At 72.2% G+C, this 25,176-nt stretch carries 9 protein-coding genes; 5 read left to right on the forward strand and 4 right to left on the reverse strand.

What is annotated here, in order from left to right:
* The first annotated feature begins 291 nt into the window (after window positions 1–291).
* Both H3C53_04265 and H3C53_04270 read left to right on the forward strand, forming a co-directional pair.
* Window positions 292–798, forward strand: coding sequence for a DUF2384 domain-containing protein (locus H3C53_04265; protein ID MBW7915889.1), 507 nt, complete (start codon window positions 292–294; stop codon window positions 796–798).
* On the forward strand, window positions 795–1,268 hold the full coding sequence (locus H3C53_04270) for an RES family NAD+ phosphorylase (protein ID MBW7915890.1): 474 nt from the start codon (window positions 795–797) through the stop codon (window positions 1,266–1,268). The genes H3C53_04265 and H3C53_04270 overlap by 4 nt, the downstream gene beginning before the upstream one ends.
* A gap of 95 nt (window positions 1,269–1,363) precedes the next feature.
* On the opposite strand, the gene aguB is transcribed toward H3C53_04270, so the two are convergent.
* Both aguB and H3C53_04280 read right to left on the reverse strand, forming a co-directional pair.
* Window positions 1,364–2,257 carry an N-carbamoylputrescine amidase gene (gene aguB, locus H3C53_04275; GenBank protein ID MBW7915891.1) on the reverse strand — a complete coding sequence of 298 codons (894 nt, stop codon included), beginning with the start codon at window positions 2,255–2,257 and terminating at the stop codon, window positions 1,364–1,366.
* Window positions 2,250–3,383 carry an agmatine deiminase family protein gene (locus H3C53_04280; protein ID MBW7915892.1) on the reverse strand — a complete coding sequence of 378 codons (1,134 nt, stop codon included), beginning with the start codon at window positions 3,381–3,383 and terminating at the stop codon, window positions 2,250–2,252. The genes aguB and H3C53_04280 overlap by 8 nt, the downstream gene beginning before the upstream one ends.
* Window positions 3,384–3,682: 299 nt before the next feature.
* On the opposite strand from H3C53_04280, the gene H3C53_04285 reads away from it, so the two are divergent.
* From H3C53_04285 to H3C53_04295, 3 genes are all read left to right on the forward strand, one after another.
* On the forward strand, window positions 3,683–16,414 hold the full coding sequence (locus H3C53_04285; protein MBW7915893.1) for a DUF11 domain-containing protein: 12,732 nt from the start codon (window positions 3,683–3,685) through the stop codon (window positions 16,412–16,414).
* A complete protein-coding gene (locus H3C53_04290; protein ID MBW7915894.1) occupies window positions 16,411–21,138 on the forward strand; it encodes a hypothetical protein in 4,728 nt (1,575 codons plus the stop codon). The genes H3C53_04285 and H3C53_04290 overlap by 4 nt, the downstream gene beginning before the upstream one ends.
* 94 nt (window positions 21,139–21,232) lie before the next feature.
* Complete coding sequence (locus H3C53_04295) at window positions 21,233–23,674, forward strand: Ig-like domain-containing protein (GenBank protein ID MBW7915895.1); 2,442 nt, start codon at window positions 21,233–21,235, stop codon at window positions 23,672–23,674.
* A 66-nt stretch (window positions 23,675–23,740) separates the two neighbouring features.
* Here the strand turns inward: H3C53_04295 and H3C53_04300 are convergent, their stop codons facing one another.
* Together H3C53_04300 and H3C53_04305 are read right to left on the reverse strand one after the other, a co-directional pair.
* Complete coding sequence (locus H3C53_04300) at window positions 23,741–24,787, reverse strand: alcohol dehydrogenase catalytic domain-containing protein (protein ID MBW7915896.1); 1,047 nt, start codon at window positions 24,785–24,787, stop codon at window positions 23,741–23,743.
* 148 nt (window positions 24,788–24,935) lie between these two features.
* The coding region (locus H3C53_04305) for an agmatine deiminase family protein (GenBank protein MBW7915897.1) at window positions 24,936–25,176 on the reverse strand (241 nt) is incomplete at its 5' end.

Genomic DNA, 25,176 nt, shown 5'->3' on the forward strand with positions numbered 1-25,176 from the left:
GTCGGCAGGTGGTCCGCCTCGAAGCAGAGCCCGGGCGCAACGACCGCCGTGAGCTGGCCATCTCCGCCAAGGACACCCTCACCCACGCCATGGCCAGTGGAGACGGCGCGATCGCTGCTTGTCCTGCAGCGTATGTGCGCAATCGAATCACGGTAACGAGCGGTATCCACCTGGTAGTCGAGGTCGAGGGATCCGTCAGGTCGTTCGAGCTCTTTCCCTCGGCGAGCATCGACGTCCCACGAGTGTGATCCTGCAAGGTAGTTGCCTTGCATACGCAAGGTAGACTAGGTCATGGCCGACGTAGGCTCAGACACGGCCCACAGGGCCGTGAGCAGGGCGATCCAGCGTTCCCTTCAAGAGGGCGGAGCGCACTCTAGCCGGCGCGCCACCAACGCCGTCTTCCACGACCTCACCGGCGTCGACCCCCATACCCTCTCCGACATCCTCATCCGTGACGCCCCCGTGGCCTCGAAGGTCGGTGCGAGACACGTCCGCGACCGCCTGGCGGAGCTCCTCCACACGCGCCGCGCCGACGCCAGCGCCCTCCTCGGCGCCAGCGAAAGCCGCTTCAGCCGCAACGACAACCTCGACAAAGACATCCTCGATCGCACCCACGCCATCCTAGACACGTACATGAACGTCGCCGCCGCCCTCGGCCCCGACGGCGCAAGCGAATGGTTCAGCCGTCCCAACCCCGCCCTCGATAACGAACCCCCGCTGACGCTCCTCAAGACCGCTTACGGCCGCAAGCTCGTGGACGACCTCGTCAGCGCGCTCCTCGCCGGCTCCTACACTTGAGGGCCTACCGTCTCGTTCACCAGGTCGAACTCCAGCAACGCCACCCGTTCAAACCCTTGCCCAACCTCGCCAGCCGCTGGAACAACGACGAGCCCGTCGCCTACGCCAGCGAACACACTGCCCTAGCCGCGCTCGAGGTACTAGGCGGCTGGCAGCACTACGACAGCCTCGACGGTTACCAACTGTTCCAATACGAGCTCGAAGCGCGCCTAGTCGAAGACGCCATGCACACCGACCCCGGCCTCGACATCCGCGAGAAACCCGCCACCAAGAAGTTCGGCGACCAGTGGGCCCAACAAGAACGCAGCCTTGCCCTCCGCGTCCCCAGCGTCCGCATCCAACATGGCTACAACTACCTCATCAACCCCTACCATCAGGGCTTCGATGAAGCGAACATCACCCCGCTAGGCGCCTTCCGATGGGACGACCCTATCGTCCAACTCATCGCTGCTGCCAAGGCCAGGCGCTAGAGCGCACCCACGCTGCGGCCCACGTCTGAGACAGTTGCGGTTCCAACTCCCTCGCGCTCCGCCCAGCCGAGAAGCCCGCTGGCGAGGTCGACTGGCTACTCCTCCCCGTCGAGCGTGAGAAGCGCCCCGTACAGGTCCGGCCGCCGGTCGCGGAAGAACCCCCAGCCCGCCCGCTGCCTGCGGGCCAGCGCCAGGTCGAGGTCGGCCGTGAACACGCCCTCGGAGGTCCGGTCGGCGTCGGCCAACAGCTCGCCCGCGAAGTCGGAGATGAACGACGAGCCGTAGAACGTGGTGCCGCCCTCCGTGCCCACGCGGTTGGCGGCCGCCACGTACGCCACGTTGCTGACGGCGTGGCCCAGCATGGCGCGGCGCCACAGGTCGCGCGTGTCGATGGCCCCCGCCTCCTCCGGCTCGGAGCCGATGGCGGTGGGGTAGAGGAGCAGGTCGGCGCCCTTGAGCGCCATGATGCGCGCCGCCTCCGGGAACCACTGGTCCCAGCAGATGCCCACGCCCACGTTCCCGAAGCGCGTGCGCCACGTCTTGAAGCCCGAGTCGCCCGGGTTGAAGTAGTACTTCTCCTCGTAGCCCGGCCCGTCAGGTATATGGCTCTTGCGGTAGTGGCCCAGCACGCGCCCGTCCGCGTCGATCATGGCGAGGCTGTTGAAGTACGCCTGGCCGGCGTGCTCGAAGAAGGATACCGGCAGCACCACGCCGAGTTCGGCCGCGAGCTTGGAGAAGCGCTCGAGGAACGGGTGACCTTCCACCGGGAAGGCGAGGCCGAACAGCTCCTCGCGCTCGAGCTGCGGGAAGTAGAGGTTCTCGAAGAGCTCCTGCAGGAGCACGATGTTGGCGCCCCTGCCCGCGGCCTCGCGGACGAACGCCTCGGCCTTCGCAAGGTTCTCCTCCAGCACGTGGCTGCAGCTCATCTGCACCACCGCGAGGCGGACGGTCTCGGCCGCCGGGTTGCCGGTCACGAGTCGGTCAGGCATGGTCTAACTCCCCCTCGGGCTGCTGCTGGGTCACGCAGTGGAACGCCCCGCCACCAGTGATGAGGCTGGCGGCGCTCAGGCCGATGACCTCGCGGCCCGGGAACAGGGGCGTGAGGACCTCGAGGGCCCGCTGGTCGTTGACGTCGCCGTACTGCGGCACCACCACGAAGCCGTTCCCCACGTAGAAGTTGGCGTAGGTGGGCGGGAGGCGCTCGCCCTCCAGCTCCATGCGGCGCACGGGCAGCGGGAGCTCGACCACGCGGTAGGGCGCGCCGCTCGGCGTCCTAAGCGCCCGCAGCCGGCGCAGGTTGGCGGTCATGGTGGCGTGGTTCGGGTCGGACTCGCGCGGCTCGACGGAGCAGACGATCGTGTCGTCGTCGGTGAAGCGCACGATCGTGTCGACGTGTCCGTCCGTGTGGTCGCCCTCGAGGCCGGCGTCCAGCCACACGAGCTCGGTGATACCCAGGTAGTCGCGCAGCAGCAGCTCGAGCTCCGCCGGCCCGAGCTGCGGGTTGCGGTGCTCCTCGAGCAAGCAGGAGCGCGTGGTGATGCAGACGCCGCGGCCGTTCAGCTCGAGCGAGCCGCCCTCCATGACGGCCGGCGCCACGAAGCGACGCGCGTTCAGGCGGGCAGCCAGTGTGGCGGGGGCGCGGTCGTCGTCCTGCCAGGGCGCGTACTTCTCGCCCCAGGCGTTGAAGCCCCAGTCGGTCAGCGCCACGCGGTCGGGCGCGGCGACGACCGCGTCGCCGGGCCCGTCTCCGGCCCGGGCTCGGGCGCCGCTAGCCGCCTCGCCGTCGGGGGCCGGACGCGTCACGAACAACGGGCCGTTGTCGCGGAACCAGACGTCGTTGAGGGCTAGGCGGTGGTAGCGGACGTTGCCGGCTATGCCGGTCGCGTCGCCTCCGAGCCGGGCAGCCACCCCCTCGGCGGCGCCGGCGATGTGGGCACGGGCGTCGCGCTCCGTCTCGTCGTCTCGCACGTTCAGGTTAACGGGCTCGAAGCGCGCCATCGTGGCGACCAGGTCGGCGAACTCGCGGCGGACGCCCTCCAAGTGCCCCACCCACAGCACGTCGTCGAACGGCCAAGACGTCCAGGTGGCGGCGTGAGGCGCCCACTCGGGGGGCATGCGGTAGCCGAGGGCGGCGGGGGTGAGGGCGGGTGAGGCGGCCATCGTCTGCCCAGTGTAGGCCGGGGCGCCACGGAGCGGCGCTACGGCGGCTGGGGGAGCCACCGAAGCGAAGAGTGAGAAGGTTCATAAGGTCACCAACGCCGCTTGGATACGTTTCCCAAGGCATCTCTCGCGGGGATGCGCTGATACTCGCGTCGTGGACGGCGACCCGGCGGCCCCCGCGCGTGCGCGACAACCAGATGGGGCGGTCGACCGGCGGCTTAGGCGGTCGGCGCGCCGTCCAATTGGCCGACAGCATGATGCCGGAGGCGATCACGAAGATGTTCGAGGTTCGGAAGAGATCCTGCTGGCAGCTCGCAGCGCGGGCGCTGCTCGCCACCCTCGTGGCGCTCGGCTTCGCCTCGGCGCAGCCCGTGCCGACGGCGACCGTGGGTTCCGCCACCGGTTTCCTCGGCAGCGAGGTAACCGTCCCCGTCAGCTTCTGGAACGGCGGCGCCGGCCTGGACGTCGGCTACGGCCCCTACCTCGACCTGGTCCTGCCGACCAGCCCCGACCCGCTCGAGTGGGCGGGCGCCGAGTACCTGGGCAGGGCCCTCGAACAGACCGTCGTCACGTTCGGACCCACCGGCCAGGCGCAACACCCGTTCGCCCTCGCCCCCGACGGTTCCCCGCTCGTGATCACCGGACCGCCCGGCGGCCAGCTCGTGGTCCTGACGCTGCCCTTCGGCTCCGTCACGGTGGGCCAACCGAGCCTCGACATAGACGTGCACCTGCGCCTCAGCCCCGACGCGTTGCCGGACACGGCCATCCCGGTGCAGGTGGTGCCGGGGTTCCGTTACGGCGCGGACCCCCTCGACAACAACGGCGCCGACCCGCAGCTGCGGGGTGCAACGAGTACCACGACCGTCACGCCCGCCCTCACCCTCTTCGCCAAGGACCTCGGCGCGCCCGAACACGACACGCCCGTCGGCGAGAGCTTCACACACGGCTACGAGCTGACGTTCATCGTCGCTCCCGGCCAGACCCTCACCGGCGTGGAGCTCACCGACGCGTTGCCCACCGCCCTGGTCATCCGGGGCGGTTCGCTCACCGTGTCGGTTGACGGCGTCCCGGCGGCGCACACGACCGACTTCGCCATCACGAGCGCCGGCGTGGCGGGCGGCGCCGACCCGGCGCCGTTCCCGGTCGGCGACACCGGTCCGTACGCGGCCGCCGAGTTCACCGTGCGGCTCACCGACCCGGTGACGGCGCCACCCGACCAACCGGCGGTGGTGGTCGTGGCCTACAGCTTCTACATCCCGTCGATCGACGCCAACGGGCTGCAGGCCGGCGCGGGCGGACGGGAGCAGAGCCTCAACCAGGCTGCGTACGTCGCCCACTGGACAGGTAACGGCGCGGTGCCAGCCGGCCGCGACCTCGCCGGGGAGTCGGAGTTCGAGGTCGACATCGGCAACACCGCCGACTACCACCCTGAGCAGGCGAACGGCACCCTGCGCCTCCAGAAGTGGGTCGGTGCCCGCGGCGGCAAGCGCCAGGACGTGAGGCCAGGCGACGTCGTCACGTTCGTGCTCGACCTGCAGGTCTCGGACGTCTCCGTCTTCGACGACGTCGTCATCGTCGACCGGATGGAGGACGGCCTCGAGTACGTGCCGGGGAGCCTCACCCTGGACTCCTACACGCGGCGCGGGGTGGAGCATGGCGGCGTCACCAGCGACGCCTACCTGAGCACCGCGACCAACGCCGACGGCAGCGTCTCGCTCAGCATCGACCTGAGCGCCTGGCTGGCGGATCTCGGGCAGCTCACCCTCACCGGCGCCTGCGTGGACGACTCCTTCGGCGGCGTCGACCATGGCTGCCTCACCGGAGCGACCGACTCCACCACCGGCACCATCAGCTACCGGGCGCGGGTCCTGAACGACTACCGCGTCCCCGTCAGCTCCGACCACGTCGTGCAGAACGACGTCCTGACCAACGAGGCCGTGGCGACGGGCGAGATCGTGGACGCCTACACGGGCCTCAAGACCGGCCGCTTCGACAGCGACGGCGGCGACGCCCACGTAGTGGTCGTGGGGCTAGAGACCTCCAAGGCCATCACCTTCGTGGACGGCGTGCCGCCGAGCGGGGCCGCGCCGCCCGTCAGCAACGGCGACCTCGTCACCTTCAGGTTGCGCACCGTGCTGGGCGCGCTCTCCTTCAAGGACCTCGTCGTCTCCGACTACGTGCCCTTGCCGGTCTTCGCGGTGCCGGCAGCCCTCGACTTCGTGGGCGAGTGCGTGGGTGTCGCGCCGGCAGTGAACGAGATCTGTTACGGCCCCGGCTCCACCTTCGCCGCCGACGTGGCCGCACACGCGGCGGCCGGTCAGCTCGAGCCGGCCGGGTACGACGCGCTCGCCCGGACGGTGACGGTCGACGCCGACTCCAACTCCTTCCACGTCGACTTCGGCGAGCTGGCGGTCGTGGGGGGCGTGGCCGCGCCCAGCGTGATCGAGCTGCTGGTGACGCTCGAGGTGAGCGACACCGCCCTCGCCGACGGCCTGTACATCACGAACATGCTCCAGGCCAGCGACAGCAACTCGCGCAGCCGGCAGAGCATCGATCAGGAGACGGTCCAGCTCCAGTACACGCGCCCCGCGCTCAACATCTCGAACGGCGTGATCGCCGTGACCGGCAACTCCGCCTTCGACGGTGCGCCCCTGGGCCTGCCCGTCACCGTGCCCGTGCCCCTCGTGAGCGGCTCGGATGCCCTCCAGCGCGAGGACCCGCTCTACGACCTGGACGTCCACGGCCTGGATGCCCTCGACGTGGCGACGATCCTCGTGATCGTCGAGAACCACGGGCGCGGCAAGGACGGCGCCTACGACGTCCGGCTGCGCGAGAGCCTGCCTCTCGGCCTGAGCCCCACCGACGTGGTGGCCGGCAGCCTGAGCGCCAGCCGCGGCGACGGCGCGGCCGTGGCCCTGCCCGCCGGGGCCGAGACAGCACTGTTCAGCGCGGCGGGGCTCTTCCTGCCCGGTCCGGTCCTGGAGCGCGCCGTCATGGCGGACGGCACCGCCAACGACACGGGGAGCAACATCCTCTACCTCACCTACCAGGTGCGACTGCCCGAGGACACGGAGAGCCGGCAGAGCCTCACGATCGTCTCCGCGGTCACCGAGTACGCCGCTCAGGCGGGCGGGAACAACCTGACCGGCCCCGGCCTCATCACGGACGGCGTGACCATCTCCGTCGTCGCGCCCGCGGTGCTCAAGCGGGTCGTGGCGACGAGCGAGGCTCACTCGCCCGAGACGGGCACGGCCCGGCCCGTGGCCGTGGGTGAGGTCGTGCGCTACCGCCTGGAGATCACGGTGCCGGAGGGGCAGACCTCCGACCTCGTCATCACCGACGCGCTTCCCAACGGCCTCGCCTACCAGGCGAGCACCGGTGTGCGGCTGGCCGCCGTGAGCCAGGCGGCAGGCGCCCTCTCGCTTCACGCCACCGACGGCACGCCGTGGCTCACGCCGCCCGCGGCCGCCGCTCCCCCGGCGGGCGTCCTGGACGCGGCTAACTCGGCTGAGGTTCCTGCCGCGCGCGTCGGCCTCGCCGGGACCACCCTCACGTTGTCGCTCGGCGACGTGAGGAACGCCGCCGACGACGCCGCCGTCGAGCGGCTCGTCCTCGAGTTCAACGTGCTGGTGCGGAACGTGGCGGCCAACAACGGGACCGCCGGCGTCAACAACGCCGCCCGCCTCAAGCGCAACGCCTTCACGGCCACCCATGGACCCGCCCGCTTGACCGTCACCTCCGCTGAGGCGCAGGTGAGGGTCACGGAGCCGCGCCTCAGCGCCACCAAGACGGTCGACCCCGCCGGCGACATCGACGCGGGCGACGCCATCACTTACACGGTCATCCTGCGTAACGCGGCCGCCGACTCCCTCACCGCCTTCGACTTGGAGCTCGTCGACGAGCTTCCTGCGCACGTCGTCTACGGCTCCCACACCCTGACGAGCACGGGAGCGGTGGGTGCAGCCGCCAGCGTGGCGGGGAGCACCATCACCGTCAATGCCGACTCGCTGGCCTCCGGTGGGAGCGTCACGCTCACCATCCAGGCCACGCTGGCGACCTCCGTGCCGTCGGGTACCAACGTCCTGAACACGGCCACGTACGCCGCCTCGAGCCTCCCCGGCGATCACGGGACCGCCACCAACCCGACCGGGGGCGGCACGCCGGGCGCTCCCGGCACCGCCGACGGCGAGCGCGAGTACGCCGGCTCGGCGAGCGTGAGCTTCCTGACCCGCGGGCTGGCGCCCCGGAAGAGCGTGGTCGGCACCTCCGAGGCGCACACCAGCGGCACGAACGTGACCGTGGGCGAGGTCGTCCGCTACCGCCTCGAGGTCAGCGTGCCCGAGGGCGTGAACGACGGCTACGCCCTCGTCGACCAGCTCCCGGCGGGGCTGACGCTCAGCGGCACCCCGCTCGTGCGCGTGGCGCTGCACGGCACCGGACTCGCCGTGGCCGCCGACCTGCTGGGCGCCCTGACGGGTAGCGACTGCCCGGCGAGCGTGAGCGCGCCGACGTTCGCCCTGCCGAGCACGCGTGTGGTTGCTAATGGCCAGCAGGTCACCTTCGACCTCGGCGACGTGACGAACGCCAACCTCGACGACTCGCCCACCTGCGTCGTCATCGAGTTCAACGCCACCGTCACCGACGTGGCCGCCGCGGTCGCCGGGGCCGGCCTCACGAACACCTTCTCCGCCAGCGCCAACGGCGTGAACAGCCCGAGCGCCACCAGCACCGTAACTGTCGTGGAGCCCGTCCTGACGGTCGCCAAGAGCGTCGACGCCGCCGACGGCGCGCTCGACGCCGGCGACCTCGTCACCTACACCATCGGCCTCTCGCACGCCGCCGCCAGCACGGCCGACGCGTTCGACCTCACGGTCGAGGACACGCTCCCGAGCGAGCTGACCGACCTCACCGTGACCGGCGTTGCCGGCCCGGCGGGCGCGGCGGCCGCGATCGACGGGGCGGGCGTGCTCACCGTCACTGCCCAGGCGCTGGCGCTGGGCGAGGTCGTCACCGTCACCGTGACCGGGCGCCTCGTCGCGGGGCTCGAGCCCGGCACGGCCGTTGACAACGTGGCCAGCCTGACCTGGACCGGCCTCCCCGAGGACGGCACGGCTGCCGGCGACCCCGGCAACGAGACAGGCAGCGCCAGCGGCCCGGAGCGCGCCTACGGGCCCGTCACGGACGACGCGAGCTTCACCACGCGCGACCTGTCGCTCGCTAAGGGCGTGCAGGCGACCAGCGAGCCGCACACCGCCGGCGCCGACGTCGTGATAGGCGAGGTGGTCCGTTACCGCCTCGTGGTCGGCCTGCCGGAGGGCGTCACGACCGCGCTGCACCTCGACGACGTCCTCCCCAGCGGCCTGACCCCGGTCGCGGCCGCAGGCGTGAGAGCGGCCTTCGTCGCCGCGGGCGCTACCGTGAGCGGCGCGGCGCTGGCGGGTGCTCCCACCTATGCCCCGGCCGCCCTACCCAACGTGCTGAACGACACGAACTCGCTCCTGTTGGGCGCCGCCAACGTGGCGTTCGCGGCCGGGGGCGTGACCCTCCAGCTCGGCGACGTCACGAACGCGGCGTCGGACGCCGCTGAGGAGTTCCTCGTCCTCGAGTACAACGTGGTCGTCGCCACTGATGCAGCGAACCAGGACGGCGTGGGGCTCACGAACCGCGCGGCCGTGAGCAGCGGCGGTACGGAGCGTGCCGCCGCCGAGGCGACGGTCACCGTGCGCGAACCGGCGTTGAGCATCACCAAGGGCGTGGTGAGCGGCAGCACCGGCTGGTCGAGCACGGGCGAGGCGCGCGCGGGCCTGGTCAACGCCGACATCGGCGAGACCGTCACCTTCGCCGTGACGCTCACGAACGCCGCCGGCGCCGTGGCCGCGCAGCAGGTCGTCGTGTCCGACGCCATCCCGGCCGAGTTCACGCTTCTGGCCGTCCGCGTCACGCTGCCCGGTGGCGCCGTGACCACCGTTCCCGCCCCGTCCGCGCCGCTCGAGGTGGCCCTGCCGGCCCTTCAGCCCGGCGAGGCCCTCCTGATCGAATACGACGTGCTCGTCACCGACGCGGTGGCCGCCGGCCAGGTCGTCGAGAACACCGCCACCTACACGGCCAGCTCCCTCACCGACCCCCCCGACGACGCGCACAACCAGACCGGCAGCCCTAGCGGCGCCGAGCGCACCTACACGGGCTCGGCGGAGGAGACGGTCGAGATGGCCGAACCGCTGCTCGGCCTCGCCAAGGCCGTGGCCGCAGGTCCCGCCACCACGGACGGCGGCGTCTACGACCTCACTTTCCGCTTCGTGGCCCGCAACCTGGGCTCGTCCCCGCTCGCGGGCGTTGTCGTCACCGACGACCTCGGCTCCACCTTCCCGAGCGGCAGCGGCGTGAGCGTCCTGTCGGCGACCGTCACCAGCGTGACGATCGGCGGTGCGGCCGTGGCCGGCGCCAACCCGGGCTACGGCGCGGTGAGCGGCGGGGTCACGGACCACGCCCTCCTGCTGCCCGGCACGGTCGGCCTGGCGCCCGGCGAGGAGGTCGTCATCCTCCTCGACGTCAGCGTCCAGCTCGCCGACGTGGACGCCCTCGGCACCTACCAGAACAGCGCCACGGCGACGGGCACCACCCCTGGCGGCATCCCGGCCCCGCCCGCCCCGTCGGCGAACGGCGGCGACCCGACCGCCACCCCCGGGCCGACCCCGGTGACCTTCACCGAGACGGCCGGCGTGGCCCTCACCAAGGAACACCTGGCCGCTCAGCTCGTCTCGCACCAAGACGGCAGCTTCACCCTCCAGTACTGGCTCGTGGTCACGAACACGGGCCCCCTGCCCCTCCGCGACCTCCGCCTGGAGGATGACCTCGCCGCCGCCTTCGGCGCGGGCAGCTCAATCACGGCCGCCAGCGTGGCCGCGGTGACCCCCGGCACCACCCTGGTGCCGAACGCGGCCTACGACGGGGTGAGCGACACGGCTCTCCTCGACGCCTCTGCGAGCTGGCTCCCCGCCGGCGCGGAGGAGACGCTGATCCTCACCGTCACCGTGGTACCCGAGCACTCGGGCGTCGCCTACTCGAACGCGGCCGGCGTGACGGGCGCCACCCCGCTCGGGCGCGACGTGACCGCCGGCGCCAGCGACACGGTGGAGTTCCAGGTCGCGCCGGACCTCGTGATCGGCACCTGCCTCGAGTCGGCGCTGCCGACCGCCACCCTGGGCACCTACGCCGTCCGGCTGGCCGTCCGGGTCGAGAACCGCGGCGACCTGCGGCTCGACGACGCCTCCGCCGTCCTCGACCTGAACGCGGTCTTCGCGGCCGCCGACAGCTACGTGCTGGACGGGGTGAGCGCCGCCACCGGCAGCCTCGTCGCTCCGGCCGCCGGTTACGGCGGGGCGGGCGGCTGGGAGCTCCTCCCGGCCGGCACCACCCTGTACACGGCCGACCAGGCCGCGGCCGACGCCACGCTTCCGAACCTCGCCCGGTTCGCGCTCGAGCTCACCGTGGTGCCGGGCAACCAGCTCCACTACCAGGTGAACGCGACCGCCGAGGGCCAGGCGCCCCTCTACGGCGTCGGCGCCACGAGTTCCGTGACCGCCACCGCGAGCGACTGGTGCGATCCCGCCGCCGCGCCGAGCGGCAACCCGACCGTCATCGACTTCGACGACGACCCGAGCATCGGCGTGGCAAAGCGCTTCGTGGACGTGGTCGCCGTGACCGGCCAGCCCGGCGCCTTCGACGTGACCTTCGAGTTCGCCCTCCGCAACTTCGGCCAGGCCCAGCTCAACGGCGTAAGCCTCCACGACGACCTCGGCGCCGCGTTCGCGGACGGCACCACCTGGCTGGTGACGTCCGTGACCGCCACGGCGCCGCTCGTGGCCGTCGAACTGCCCGTCCCCGCGCAGGTGACCGAGTTCCTGGCCCCCACCAGCTTCCTCGGGAGCCAGGGCCAGACGAACGACACAGGGACCGTGACCGTGACGGTGCGCGCCGTCCCCGTCGACCCGAGCACCACCTACCTCAACCGGGCCACCGCGTCCGGCGAGAACCCCGACGGCGACCGCGTGGCGGACGACTCCGTCGACGGCACCGACCCGGACCCCGACGGCGACGGCGACCCCCGCAACGACGTGAGCCCCACGCCGTTCACGTTCGAGACGCCCATCATCGGCCTCGCCAAGGGCGTGCCGAGCACGTTCGACTTCGGCGCCGGGGCGCAGGCCAACCCCCGCAACGTGGGCGACGGCACCTACCAGGTGGCGTACGAGTTCACCCTCCGCAATCACGGCGACGTACCCCTGCACGACCTCTACCTGACGGACGACCTCCTCACGCAACTGGCCGTCGCCGTTCCCGAGTCCGTGACGGCCGTGAGCGGTAGCCTCGCGGCGAACCCGGCCTACGACGGCGCCGCCGGCAGCGAGGTCCTCGCCGCCGGTCAGACCCTCGGCTACTCCGCCACGGAGCTCGTCACCGGCAACGTGTTCGTGGTCGTCACACTCCGGCCCGGCGCCGCCCTCGCGAGCGGCAGCCTCGAGCTGGCCAACCATGCCTTGGCGCAGGGCACGAGCCCCGGCGGCCAGCTCGTGACCGACGACTCCAACGCCGGCACCGACCCCGACGCCGGCCAGCCCGACGGCGACGACCCCGCCCTGGACGGCGACGGCGACCCGACCAACAACGCCGGTCCCACCACCGCGACCATCACGGAGGACCCGGTCCTCGGCGTGGCCAAGAGCGCCGCCGTGACCCCCGTTGGCGACGGCCGCTTCGACGTGCGCTTCGACTTCGTACTCACCAACTACGGTGACGTCGAGCTGCGCGGTCTGCAGCTTGAGGACGACCTGGAGGCCGCCTTCGGGCCGGGAACCTACACGGTCCTCTCGCTCTACAGCCCCACCCTCGCCGTCAACGCCGTGGCGCCCGACCCGGCCGTCCCAACGGCCTTCGATGGCGGCGCCAACCGCCGGCTCCTCCTCGGGACCGACACCCTCGCTGCCGGCGCCAGCGCCGCCGTGCGGCTCGTGGTGCGCGTCACGCCCCAGCGCCTGGGGCTTCACACCAACCAGGCGGTGGGCAGCGGCACGAGCCCGGGCGGGCGCGACGTAACCGATCGCTCCACCGACGGCCTCGACCCCGATCCAGACGGCGACGGCGTGCCGGACGAGGACGTCCCCACCCCGGTGACGTTCGGCGAGGCGCCCCTCATCGGCCTCGCCAAGAGCGCCGCCGTGACGATGAACGACGACGGCAGCTTCGACATCGAGCTCACCTTCACCGTCCGCAACATGGGCGACGTGCCCCTGCGCGGGCTACGCGTCACCGACCCCCTCACCGGCATCTACGCCATCACCGACCTCACGCCGGAGCGCGTCAGCGCGGTCAGCAGCACCCTCACGGTGAACCCCGCTTACGACGGCAGGAGCGACCCCGAGGTCCTCATGGGCAACGACGTGCTCGCCGTGGGAGCCGAACGCCAGGTGAGCGTGCGGCTGCGGAGCGTGAGGCCGACGACCGCCACCAGCACCACCAACAGCGCCGTCGCCGGCGGCACCTCGCCCAACGGCACGCCCGTGAGCGACCGCTCCACCGACGGCCTCGAGCCCGACCCCGACGGCGACGGCGTCCCGAGCGAGGAGGTGCCGACCCCCATCGACCTGAGCGCCGTGGTGCGGATAGCCCTCGCCAAGCGCGGCAGCGTGGTCGTGAACGCGAGCGGCAGCTTCGACGTCACCTTCGTGCTCACGGTGGCCAACGTCGGCAACACGACCCTCCGCGGCGTGCAGGTCGTCGACGACCTGGCCGACTACTACGCCGGCACCGACCTGACACCCGCCCAGGTGAGCGTGAGCAGCTCCGACTTCACCGCCTCCCCCAGCTACGACGGCGCCGCCGATCAACGCATGCTGAGCGGCACCGACAGCCTCCCCGTGGGCGGGGTCGGCACCATCACCGTGACGCTCACGGGCGTGACCCCGCACGTGAACGGCGCCAGCCTCGTCAACAGCGCCCTCGCCACCGCGAGCGGGCCCGGCGGCAACCGCACGAGCGACCGCTCGAACGACGGCACCACCCCCGAGGCGGGAGTGGACGTGCCCACCACCCTCGAGCTGGTCGCCAGGCCGCTGCTCGGCGTCGCCAAGGCGGCCGCGGTGAGCCAGGCGCCCGACGGCACCTTCACCGTCCGGTTCACGTTCGTGCTGACCAACCAGGGCAACGCGGACCTCGTGAACCTCAGCCTCGAAGACGACCTGAGCGACTTCTATGCCGACGCGGGTCTCACCGCCGCCGGGGTGAGCACTGCCTCGGCCGACCTGCTGCTCAACCCGGCGTACGACGGCCTGACCGACACGGAACTGCTCGGCCCCGGCGCGGGCCTTCTCGTCGGGCAGAGGGCGGAACTGACCCTCACGCTCAGCGGGCTGGCGGTCCAGGCGCGCACGAGCTTCACCAACCAGGCCGAGGCGGGCGGCGAGACCCCGAGCGGCACCCCCGCGCCGCCGGAGCGCTCCACCGACGGCCTCGACCCCGACCCCGACGGCAACGGCGACCCCACCGACGACTCCGAACCCACGCCCGTCGAACTCGTCGCCGAGCCGCGCCTCGGCGTGGCGAAGAGCGCGACCGTCAGCCAGAACCCAGGCGGCAGCTACCGCGTGGAGTTCACGCTGCGGCTCGTCAACATGGGGAACGGCCCGCTGCGGGGCTTGAGCCTCGAGGACGACCTGAGCGCCTTCTACGCCGGCACCGACCTCGCGCCGTCCGCCGTGAGCGCCAGTTCGGCCGACCTGCCCGTCAACCCCGGGTTCGACGGCCTCGCCGACATGCAGCTCCTCGCGCCCGGCGCCACCCTGGCGGCGGGGGCCGAAGCCGTCGTGAGCCTCGTCCTCGACCCGGTCACGCCGACCACGCAGACGAGCTTCCTCAACAGCGCCCTTGGCGCCGGCTCCAGCCCAGACGGCACACCCACTCAGGACACTAGCCAGGACGGCGCCGACCCCGATCCAGACGGCGACGGCGACCCCACCAACGACGACGCGCCCACCCCCGTGGTGCTCGAGCCCGCGCCACGCGTGGGCGTCGCCAAGCGCGCCGCCGTGACTGCCAACCCGGACGGCACGTTCGACGTGACCTTCGAGTTCGTCGTCGGCAACTACGGCAACACCCCGCTAGTCGACCTGCAGGTGAGGGACGACCTCAGCGTCATCTACTCCCTCACCGACCTGACGCCCGCGCAGGTCTCGGTTACCTCAAGCGACCTCGCCACCAACCCGGGTTACGACGGCCTGGCCGACCCGCGCCTCCTGGCGCCCGGCAACAGCCTGGCGGTGGGAGCGCGCGCCGCGATCACCCTGACGCTCACGGGCTTCAGGCTCCTCGCCCCCGTCGACACACTGAACACGGCCATCGCCACGGGCGCAAGCCCGGACGGCACCCCCGCCGAGCCCGACGCCTCGACCGACGACACCGACCCGGATCCCGACGGCGACGGTGACCCCGGCAACGACTCCGTCCCCACGCCCGTGCGGCTCGGGCAGGCGCCCGCCATCGGCCTCGCCAAGGCGGCTGCCCAGACGCGCGCCGAAGGCGGCAGCTACGACGTGGTGTTCACGCTCCTGGTCAGGAACTACGGCGACGCGCCGCTCCTCGACCTGAGCATCACGGATCCTCTCACCGACTTCTACGCCGGCACCGACCTGACCCCGGCCGGCGTGAGCGTGGCCTCCGGCGATCTGGCCGTCAACCCGGCCTTCGACGGCCGCTCCGACGTGGAGCTGCTCGCTCCTGGCAACAGCCTGCCCGTGGGCGGGAGCGCCACCCTGACCATCCGCCTGGCCGGCATCACCCCAGCCCAGGGCGTGACCCGCATCGACAACTCCGCCTTCGCCACTGGCACCGCGCCCGACGGCACTGAGGTGGCCGACACCTCCACAAACGGGGACGACCCCGATCCGAGCGGCCGGGGGCCCTCGTACCACAGCGAGCCGACCCCCGTCGACTTCGAGGCGCTCGCCGACATGCTCCTGACGAAGCAGGCCGCCCAGGGCCCCTTCGCCATCGGCGACCGCGTGGCCTACACGGTTGTAGTCGTCAACCCGAACGACGTGGCGACCGCTTTCGACCTCACCGACAGGCTGCCTCAGGGCACCGTCTACGTGGCGGGCACCGCAGCGTTCGCGCCGCCCGAGGCCGCGCCCACGGGCGGCGCCGAGCCCGAGGAGCGCGAGGCCGGTGTGCTCAGCTGGCGTGGCCTCGTGTTGGCGGCCGGCGAGCGGCTCACCGTCACCTACGAGCTGCGCGTCGCGCCGGGCGCCCCCGAGCTCCTCGTCAACGCGGTCGAGCTGAGCGGCAACACCGGCCACGGTGCCCCCATCAGGGCCACGGCCAACGCGGCCGTGAGCGTCGAGCGCGGGGTGTTCGAACTCGAGGAGGCCACGCTGATCGGCCGCGTCTACTTCGACGTGGACCGCGACGACCGCTTCACGCACGGTATCGACGCGCCCCTGGCGGGCGTGCGGGTGGTGCTCAGCAACGGCTGGCAGACCCTCACCGACGCCATGGGCAACTACGCGTTCAGGGACCTGGAGGCGGGACCCTGGACCGTCATGGTCGACCGGATGACGGCTCCGTACACGCCGCGGCCGCACCCCGAGCAGCTGCGCGACCCGCGCCAGCACCTCGTGAACGTGCGCGGCCTCACCGTGAGCGACTTCCCGTTCGGCCTCCCCGAGGGGCTGGCCGGCGCGGTGCGCGAGACCGTGATCACGTTCGGACCGGTGAGCCTCAGGAAGTCGCTCCTGCAGCTGCCTGACGCCGTGCGCGTCGTACTCGAGGTCGACTTCGCCGGCGACTGGCCCGCCATCCTGATCACCGACCCGGTGCCGGGCGGCGAGGCCCGCACCTTCGTGGTGGCGCCCGCGGAGCCTGCCACCGTGATCACCTACGACCTGCCTCTCGGGTCCCAGCTGACCGACCCCGAGATCGAGTGGAGCTACAGATGAACCGCATACTGAGCGCGCTCCTCGCGCTTACGCTCCTCGCCGGTGCCGCCGCGCAGACCCTGACCGCCACCGTCCCGGGCGACCGGCTGGGCTGGGAGGCAGACGAACTCGACGTGGTCGTCTCGCTGCTGGAGCCGAGCCGGGTGCGGCTCGAGGTCTACTCGCCGGGCTTCGACCCCGACGACTACCGCGCCTCGCTGGCGGGCCTCCCGGAGCTCGGCGACGAGCGCTACGACGGCGGTGACGGCGACGTGAGCGCGCGCTTCTCGCTCGCGCGTAGCGGCGTGGTGGTGTTCGAACGCTCCTTCGGCGTCGAGCCTCACGCCACGGCCGTGCTCTTCGACGGGGAGCTGGGGGCGGGCGAGTACTCGCTGCGCAGCACCTTCGAGGGTCTCGGGAAGAACACGTTCGTCTACACGCTGGAGAGCGAACCGGCGGCCGCCATCTACTTCGATGCCGGCGCCACCATGCTCTTCAACGTTCGCGGGCACGAACTCCAGGAGGTGCTCACGGTCGAGGTGGACGCGGCCCACGCGCCCGCCACCTTCGAGCTGTACGACGGCGACGGCCCCGGCGAGCTGCGCGGCCGGCTGGACACGCCGTCAGGGCCCCTCGAGATCCCCGTCTCCGGCGACCTCGAGTGGAGCACCATCCGCCTCGGCCAGCCAGGGACCTACACGTTCAGCTTCTACCAGCCCGAGGGGGCGTACCAGCACTCCAACACCATCGGGCTCCGCGCCGACTCGCGCCTCCTGAGCACGCCCACCGGCCTTGAGTTCATGCGCCAGGCGCCCGTGGACGTGCGCATCGTCGACGTGGAGGGCACGAGGCTGGCGGGCAACTACAGGATCGAGACCGAGGGCGACCTCAGGACCGTGGTCCTGACCGGCCTGCCCGAGCGTTACGAGCTCGTCGACACGCGCTCCGAGGGTGGCGTCGTGCTGGAGCCCGGCCGCGTCAACTTCGGCAGCGAGGGCGGCACGGCCATCTTCGTCGCGAGGCGCGTTCCCGCGCCGGTCACGACGCTCACCGTGACGGCCACGCTCGTCTACCCGGGCCACGCGGCCCCCTACCCTCTCGCGCTCAAGCTCGACCGCTCCCCGCTCGAGCTGCCCGCCAGCGGCGAGACGACCGTCCAACTCGACCCCGGAGTCCACGTCTTCCGCGTGCCGGCGGTGCCCGGCGCCCGCGTCTCCGGCCCCTCCGCCGTGGTGCTCGCCGAGGGCGACCACCAGCGCGTCGACTTCGTGATCGAGCCCCGTGTGACGCTCGACCTCACCGTCGACGTCTTCGAGCGCACCCTCGGCGAGCGCTTCGTGTTCACCGCCACGGGAGCCACCCTGTTCGAGGGTGAGCTGCCGGGCACCCTCGCCATCACCCTGCCCCCCGGACTCGCCCCGGCCGGCCCGGCCGAGCTCACGGGCACCCTCTCCGCGGGCAGCCCGCTCGTGTTGACGGTCCCCGCCGACGGCGCCGCGGTCGGCGATCACGCCGCCACCGCCGACCTGGCCCCCTGGGAGCTCACGGCCGACGAGCCCGTGAGGGTCGTGGCGCCCCCCGCCGCGCCCGAGCCCGCGCCCGAACCGGAACCCGAACCGGAGGCGCCCGCCCCCGAGCCCGAGCCCGAGACGCCCGAGCCTGAGCCCGAGACGCCTACACCCGAACCTGAGCCCGAACCCCAGGTCCAGCCGTACCCGCCCGTGTTCAAGACGGAACGCCGCTCCACGGTGCACCTCTCCTTCCAGGCCGGCCGCGTGCTGCGCTGCGAGCTGCCGCCGCTCGGGCCGGGTGACGGCGTCACGCAGTTCCTGAACGTGCGCGTCGTCGACCCCGGGGCCTACGCCGACCCGCGCCTCAGGCCCGAGGCCAGCCCAGCAGGCGACCTCGAGGTCTACTTCTCGGACGTCAGGCGCGACGAGGCCGCCGGCACCGTCACGCTGGTGCTCCAGGCGCGCAACGTCTCTGACCGCAACGTTCAGGGAAGCGTGCTGATACCGCTCCCCCTCGGCACCGACCCGGTGACCGACGCCGCGTGCGTCGATGTCACCGGTGAGGGCGAGGGGCTCCTGCTTGGCCACACGCCGCCCGAGGGCGGCAGCTACGTGGCGGGCAGCTCGGTCCTCGACGGCCTGAGCGTCGCCGACCCGACCGTGAGCGAGACGGCCGAAGGGACCTCGCTCGTCTGGCTCCTGCCGTGGCGCGAGGCGGGCACGCTCAGCTACGAGGTGGCGCACGAGACGGCCCTGCCGCCCCTGGCGGAACCGCAACTCACCACCCTCTACGCCGAGCGCGAGCGGGCGCTCGTCGGTTCGCTCGGGCGGGACGCGCTGAACGGCCGCGAGGAAGCCCTACTCCCGACAGAACTCGTGGGCGCCGCGCGCCTCGCTGGCGACGTGGAGCGGCTCGACATCCGCCCCGTGCGCCTCGTGGCCGACGGGCGCAACCCGCTCGTGCTGGAGCTGGTCGCGCTGGACGCGGCCGGGAACCCGATCGGCGACGGGCTGGTGAGCGTGGCGGCCGACCGCGAGTTCGTGACCGCCGACGCCGACCCGCTGGTGAGCGGGCAGCAGGTGCTGCTCGTGGGCGGGGTGGGCCGCTTCGAGCTCGCGCCCGCCGCCACCGCCGCGCCCCTGAGCGTGAGCGCCCTGGCCGTCACGGCGGCGGGCGACGTCGCCGTCGACGCCCGCGTCGACGTGCTCGGCACGCGCACGGGCCTCTACCAGGCCCAGCTGAGCGTGACCGCTAGCTTCGCCGCCCCCGCCAGCCTGAGCGGCTTCGGCCGCGGGTACCTCGAGCTGCCCGTCGGCGAGGAGGGGACCCTGCAGGCCGCCCTCGACGCGGGCGCCGGACCGGGCGGTCTCGACGTGGACCGCTCGCTGGCGCGTGACCCGCGCGACTCGGAGCGGTTCCCGCTGGCCGGAACGGGCACCGAGGCCGCCCCGACCCTGGCGAGCAGCGACGGCTTCGCCGTCCTCTACTCCACGCCGGGGCTCCGGGTCGGCTACCTCGAGGACGCCGCCCGCGTGCCCGGCCTCAGCGGTCTGCCGCGACTGACGGGCGCTCACGGCACGGTGACCCTCACCCCCGGCCTAGAGCTGCAGGGCTACGCGGCCCTCGTGGCCAGCGGGGTGAGGGAGCAGACCTTCGCGGGCGACGGCACCCGGCGCTACGGCCTGGGCGAGGCCGTGAGCCGCGGCAGTGAGCGCGTGTACGTGGTGGCGGGCGACTCCGAGCGCGAGCTCGAGCGGGGCCGCGACTACGTGATCGACGACTACCTGGGGGCCATCACCCTGATGGCTCCCCTCGCCCCGTACGACGCCGCCATGAACCCGCAGAGCCTGCGGGTCGTATACGCGCCCGACGCCGCCCCGCGCGACACGGTGATCGGCGGCTTCGGCGCGCGCTACCGCGCCGAGGGCCTCAAGGCCGAGGTGGGCGTCGAGCTAGCCGCCACCGCCCGGCTGGGCGCCTCGCTGGACTGGCGCGGGGAGCGCCTCGACGCGCGGGGCGCCTACCAGCTGGAGCTGACCCCGGGCGGGGCGCTCAGTGGCAGCGCCGAGGTCGGCTTCGCCCTCACGCCGCAGGACCGCGTGTCGCTGAGGCACGTGACCGCGCGGCGCAACACCACCACCCTCGGCTACGCGCACCGCTTCGACCTTGCGGAGGGGCGGGAGCTCACGCTCTCGGCCGGTCTGGCCCGCACCTGGGAGCTGGGGCTCACCAGCGCCCTCGCGGGCGTGGACCTGCGGAGCGAAAGCCTCACGGTCGGCGCGCTGCACACGCAGCCGTTCTCGGCGGACGCCCACGGGGTCACGGACCTGAAGGTGGGTTACGACCTCACCGAGAACCTCACGGCCACGGTCGGCGCCGAGGTCACCTGGGGCGTGCAGGTGGCGGGCGTGCTCGGCCTCACGCAGCGCATAGGCGCGAGCGAGCTGAGCCTCAGCTACGAGCTCCCCACTGCCTCCGGTGCCGGCAACCGCGCGCGTTTCGGCGTGCGGGCTCCGTTCGCACTCACCCGCGAGCTGAGCCTCGACCTCACCGGCGGGGTGACGAGCTCCTTCGAGGACGGCAGCCTCGGCGCCAACGCCGGCGCCGCGCTGCGCTACCGCACGCAAGGCTTCGTGGCCACGGTGGGCGGCGAGGTGGCCACGGGCGACGCCGGCTTCAAGGTCGTGCTCCGCGCCGGCGCCACCGGGCAGCTCGGCGAGGACCAGGCGCTCTCGTTCGACGCCAACTACCAGGTCGTGCCCGAGCTGGAGGGGCGCTTCGGGGTCGCCTACTCCCTGAAGCGCGGGCCGCTCGATTTCCTCACGTACCACCGGATGACCAACCGGGCGGCCGGCTCCGTACTGGAGGGAGAGGTGGCGCCGACCCTCAACTTCGCCAACCGCCTGCAGCTCAGGCCCGACCTCGCCTACCGCGTCATGCTCGACGACCCCGACGGCAGCGCCTACCAGGCCTCGCTCTTCGCCGTGGGCTACCTGACGCCCACGCTGGCGGAGTGGCACACGACGATCGGCCTTGGTCTCGGCGGGCACGCGCTGTGGCAGCCGGGCACCGACTCGATGTCTTACGGCGTCAGCGCCGAGGCGCAGGCGCGCATCGTAGACGAGGCGTGGCTCGCCGTGGGGTACACGTTCGGCGGCTTCGAGGGCATAACGAGCGACAGTCGGGGCGGCCTCTACCTGAGGCTCGACCTCGTCACGGGCGGACAGTTCTGACGGGTGGGGCGGCACTAGTGCGCTTGTGCCCTGCGGAGGTCGATGATCTGCTAAGATAGTTCACTCGCTCACGATTGGCGCAGGAGGTCCGTGTATGTCGGTGCTCGTACGGGGTCTCTTCACCTTCGCCTGCCTGGTCCTGGTCCTGGTGTCATGCGGGGGACCGCCCGCCCCCGTCCCCACCCGTGTCGAGGTCTCGCCCACCGGTGTGCTGCTCACCCCGGGCGCCCCGGAGCGGACCCTCACGGCGCGGGTGTTCGACCAGTTCGGCGCGGTCATGGACGTGCCGGTGACGTGGGAATCGAGCGCCCCGGGGGACGTGGGCGTGGCGGACGGCGTCGTGACGGCCGCCCGGAGCATCGGGTCGGCCGTCGTGACCGCCCGGGCGGGGAAGGCCGCCGCGAGCGTGCTCGTCGTGGCGGCCGAGCCGGTGGCAGGGGCCGTAATCGTGTCCGACGATCAGGTCGACGGCGACGCCGTGCCCGTCAGCGAGGGGACTCCCTTCGGACCCGGCTACCAGTACCGCGTCAAGCTGGTGGGGGCGGAACCACCGCCGGTCGGCGCGGTCCTGATGACGAGCGGCGCGAAGGCGGTGGCCGGCCGGGTCGTCGCCGTCGCCGGCGCGGTCGTCACGCTCGAGATGGTGTCACTTGGCGAGCTCTTCGCCGGCCTCGAGCTCGATGCGAAGCTCGACCTGGCCACCGTGGAGTTCACGCCGGCGGTGGAGAACCTGGGCGCCTTCAGTACCACGAGGGCGCCGGACGGGTCGCTGCGGGCTCGGCTGCGGGGACCTCGGACCGTGACCGCCGGTGCCGCCCTCGAGCCGCAGGCCGAGTGGCAGGCCGGCAGGTTCAAGTGCGAGGCGGAGGCTCAGGCCGTCACGATCGGGTTACAGCAGGCCGACCTCGACTTCGCCATGAACCTGACCTACGAGGTCGTGTGGAACGAGGACAGGAAGGCCATCGTGATTGGCGGCGCTCCGACGGTCACCATCGCCGTCACTCCCATGCTGGAGGCCGGAATCGCGGGCGAGATCGAGTGCACCTTCACGTTCGGCGAGATCACGGTGCCGCTGCCGGGTCCGCTCGGCCTTTTCCTCGGGGCGGTCGTGCCCGTCGGGGCCGGGTTCACGCTGGGTGGCGAGGTGCCGATCGCCGGGGTGGGGCTGGCAGCGAACGCCCGAGTCGGCGCGACCTTCCGCGCAGGCTTCGACTGTCAGGCCGAGTGCGTGGCGGTCAACGAGCTCGGGTCGATCCTGGAGGGGGGCGTGGAGCCGCGCCTACCCTCATCGCTCGGTCTCAACACGATCAAGCTGGAGGCCAAGCCGTTCCTGTTCGCGAAGCTGGAGGGGGGCGCGCGGTTCGTGCGCGCTTTGCGGGTGGAGGCCATCGAGGCGGAGGCGGGCCTCCTGCTGGAGGCGGAGGTAGCCAGCGAGAAGGTGCAGGCCGACGACCCCGACGTCGCGGCGTCGTACGAGGCCTCGTTCGTGGCGTCCGTGGGCGCCGGCGACGACTTCGAGGCGTTCCTCGGGCTCATCCAGGTGGAGGTGGGCGAGTTCGAGTTCCCGTACCGGCAGTCGCTCGGGCGCTCGCCAACCGGCACCGTCAGGGCCGACCGGGAGGCGTTCACGGTGGGCGAGGTGGTCACCTTCGTCGTGACGCTCGACCCCGCCACCGTCGACTTCCCCGTCCTCGGCTACAACGTCAAGCGGGTGAGGGTCTACCGGCGCGGCGAGGGTTCCCTGATCTTCGCCTACGAGGTCACGGCCGCGCCCGGCCAGACCCAGTTCTCTGTGCCCTGGGCCGCCACGGTGGACGGCGAGATCGGTTCGAACTTCATCGCGTTCGTGGAGACGAAGATGCCGGGGGTCGGGTTCCTCGAGATCGGGGTCGCTCAGCCCGGGGAGCCGGTGTCCGGGGTGGGGACCTTCGAGTACGAGGAGGTGATAGTCGAAGAAGACGAGTGGGTCGAGGGCGGCGATTACTCCCGTGGCCATAGCGAGGAGAGGATCAAGGTCGACGTGCTGGTGGACGGTGTCACCTTGGAGGTCCTCTCGGGCAGCGTCGTCTACGAGTTCGACAGCGAGGTTGAGGATTACTACACGGTCACGACGGACGAGGAATGCCCTTATACGGCCCGCCGGCTCCGGCGGTATACCTCGAGGGCGACGGCCCGGCCCCAGGCGGGAGGGCGGGCGGCACCCTCTCTAGAGGTGAGTTTCGGTGATCCCGGCTACAGTCTCTGGTTCGACTACGATGGTTGGTTCGCAAGGGAGACGTACAGCGAGAGCGAGACGTGGGAAGTCACCTTCACGGGTCCAAGCGAGGACTGTTTCGATCCGCCCCCCGACCGTCATGAAGAGAACACCTACGAGTACGACGATTGGTCCGGTAGCGTCAGCGCGCACGCAGACACGAGGCTGGACCCCAACGCGAGAGCGTGGTCCGACGTGATCGAGGAGTCCGAGACCGAGACCGACGGGCCGTTCACGGACACTCGTCAACGGACCGTGCGGTGGTCCTTCACCCTCCCGTGAGCCTGCCCTCGGCCCGGTCGCGCCGGCGCCGAGGTCGGTCTCACGGTCGGCCCCTCGCGGCGGCGCCTAGCGCGCCGCCGCGGGTTCCAAGATGGTGACGCCAACCGGAGCGAAGCGCGCCATGCTCTCCAGTGTAGCGCCGGCCTCCGCCAGCGGCCGCGTTGCGCCGATGAGCTTCCCTAGCGGCAGGCCCGCGGACCTGATGAAGGAGAACATGTCCGGGTAGCGCCACGCCTGCATGCCGTGGCTGCCCAGCACCTTGAGCTCGCGGCGGATCACGCGCTCGAGCGGCGTGCGCGGCGTGAGGTCGTCGCCTAGCAGCAGGCCGAGTTGCACGTGCCTGCCGCGCGTGCGGAGTGAGTTCAGCGCCTGGGCCATCGTCCGCGTGCTGCCGAGCGCGTCGACGCTCACGTTCGCGCCGCCACCCGTGAGGTCGGTCACGGTGCTGACCGGGTCGGCCGTGCTCGCGTCCACGGTCTCCGCGGCCCCGAGCTCGCGCGCCAGCGCCAGCTTGTCCGCCACCACGTCGACCGCGATGACGCGAGCACCTGCCGCCGCGGCGATGGCCACGGCGGAGAGGCCCACCCCGCCGCAGCCGTACACGACCACGGTCTCGCCCGGCGCCAGCCCCGCCTGGTGGACCAGGCCGGCGAACGAGGTGGTGAAGCGGCACCCGAGGCTGGCCGCCTCGCGGTAGCCGAGGTCGTCGGGGAGCCGCACGAGGTTCACGTCGGCCCACGGCACGTGCACGTACTCGGCGAAACTGCCCCAGCCGTCGAAGCCCGGCTGGTACTCGCGCTCGCACAGGTTCTGATGACCCGAGGCGCACTCGGCGCAGGCGCCGCAGCCGCAGCAGAAGGGGGCAGTGACGCGCTCGCCCACGCGGACGTGCCGCACGGCGCCGCCGACCGCCACCACCTCGCCCGCGAACTCGTGCCCCGGCACGTGCGGCCACCTGACGGTGGGGTCGTGCCCCACCCAGGCGTGCCAGTCGCTACGGCACACGCCCGTGGCGCGGACGGCCACGACGGCGCCGTGGGGCTCGAGCGTGGGGTCGGGCACGGCGGTGAGGGTGGGCGTGGCGTTGGGCTGCTCGAGGAGGATGGCGCGCATGGACCGATACTAGCGTCGGTGCCAGGTAGGGCGAGCCAGGAGCCCGCGACCCCGGTGCGGGCGGGCAACCCCGTCTCGCTGCGGAGGTGCTAGCGTGATCCTTTCGGGACGGTCGCGAGGGACGACCGCGTCGGCACAGCCCGGCGCATCAGCCTCGGCCTTCGCCAGGTTCTCCTCCAGCACGTGGCTGCGGCTCATCTGCACCACCGCCACGCGGACGGCGCCCTCCGGGGTGGGGCGGTGATGGGCCGCGCCAGGCACGTACTGGCTCTCCTTCTGGTTGCTGCTGCGTCACGCAGTGGAAGGCCCCACCGCCCGTGATGAGACTGACGGCGCTCAGGCCGATCACCTCGCGGCCCGGGAACAGGGGCGTGAGGGCCTCGAGGGCC

The organism is Trueperaceae bacterium (genome assembly GCA_019454765.1).
Taxonomy (GTDB): domain Bacteria; phylum Deinococcota; class Deinococci; order Deinococcales; family Trueperaceae; genus JAAYYF01.

Excerpts from the sequence above, each read along its gene's own strand:
- H3C53_04285 (MBW7915893.1), top strand. The coding sequence starts at position 3,683 with ATGATGCCGGAGGCGATCACGAAGATGTTCGAGGTTCGGAAGAGATCC.
- H3C53_04280 (MBW7915892.1), bottom strand. The coding sequence starts at position 3,383 with ATGCCCCCCGAGTGGGCGCCTCACGCCGCCACCTGGACGTCTTGGCCG.
- H3C53_04300 (MBW7915896.1), bottom strand. The coding sequence starts at position 24,787 with ATGCGCGCCATCCTCCTCGAGCAGCCCAACGCCACGCCCACCCTCACC.
- aguB (MBW7915891.1), bottom strand. The coding sequence starts at position 2,257 with ATGCCTGACCGACTCGTGACCGGCAACCCGGCGGCCGAGACCGTCCGC.
- H3C53_04290 (MBW7915894.1), top strand. The coding sequence starts at position 16,411 with ATGAACCGCATACTGAGCGCGCTCCTCGCGCTTACGCTCCTCGCCGGT.
- H3C53_04265 (MBW7915889.1), top strand. The coding sequence starts at position 292 with ATGGCCGACGTAGGCTCAGACACGGCCCACAGGGCCGTGAGCAGGGCG.
- H3C53_04295 (MBW7915895.1), top strand. The coding sequence starts at position 21,233 with ATGTCGGTGCTCGTACGGGGTCTCTTCACCTTCGCCTGCCTGGTCCTG.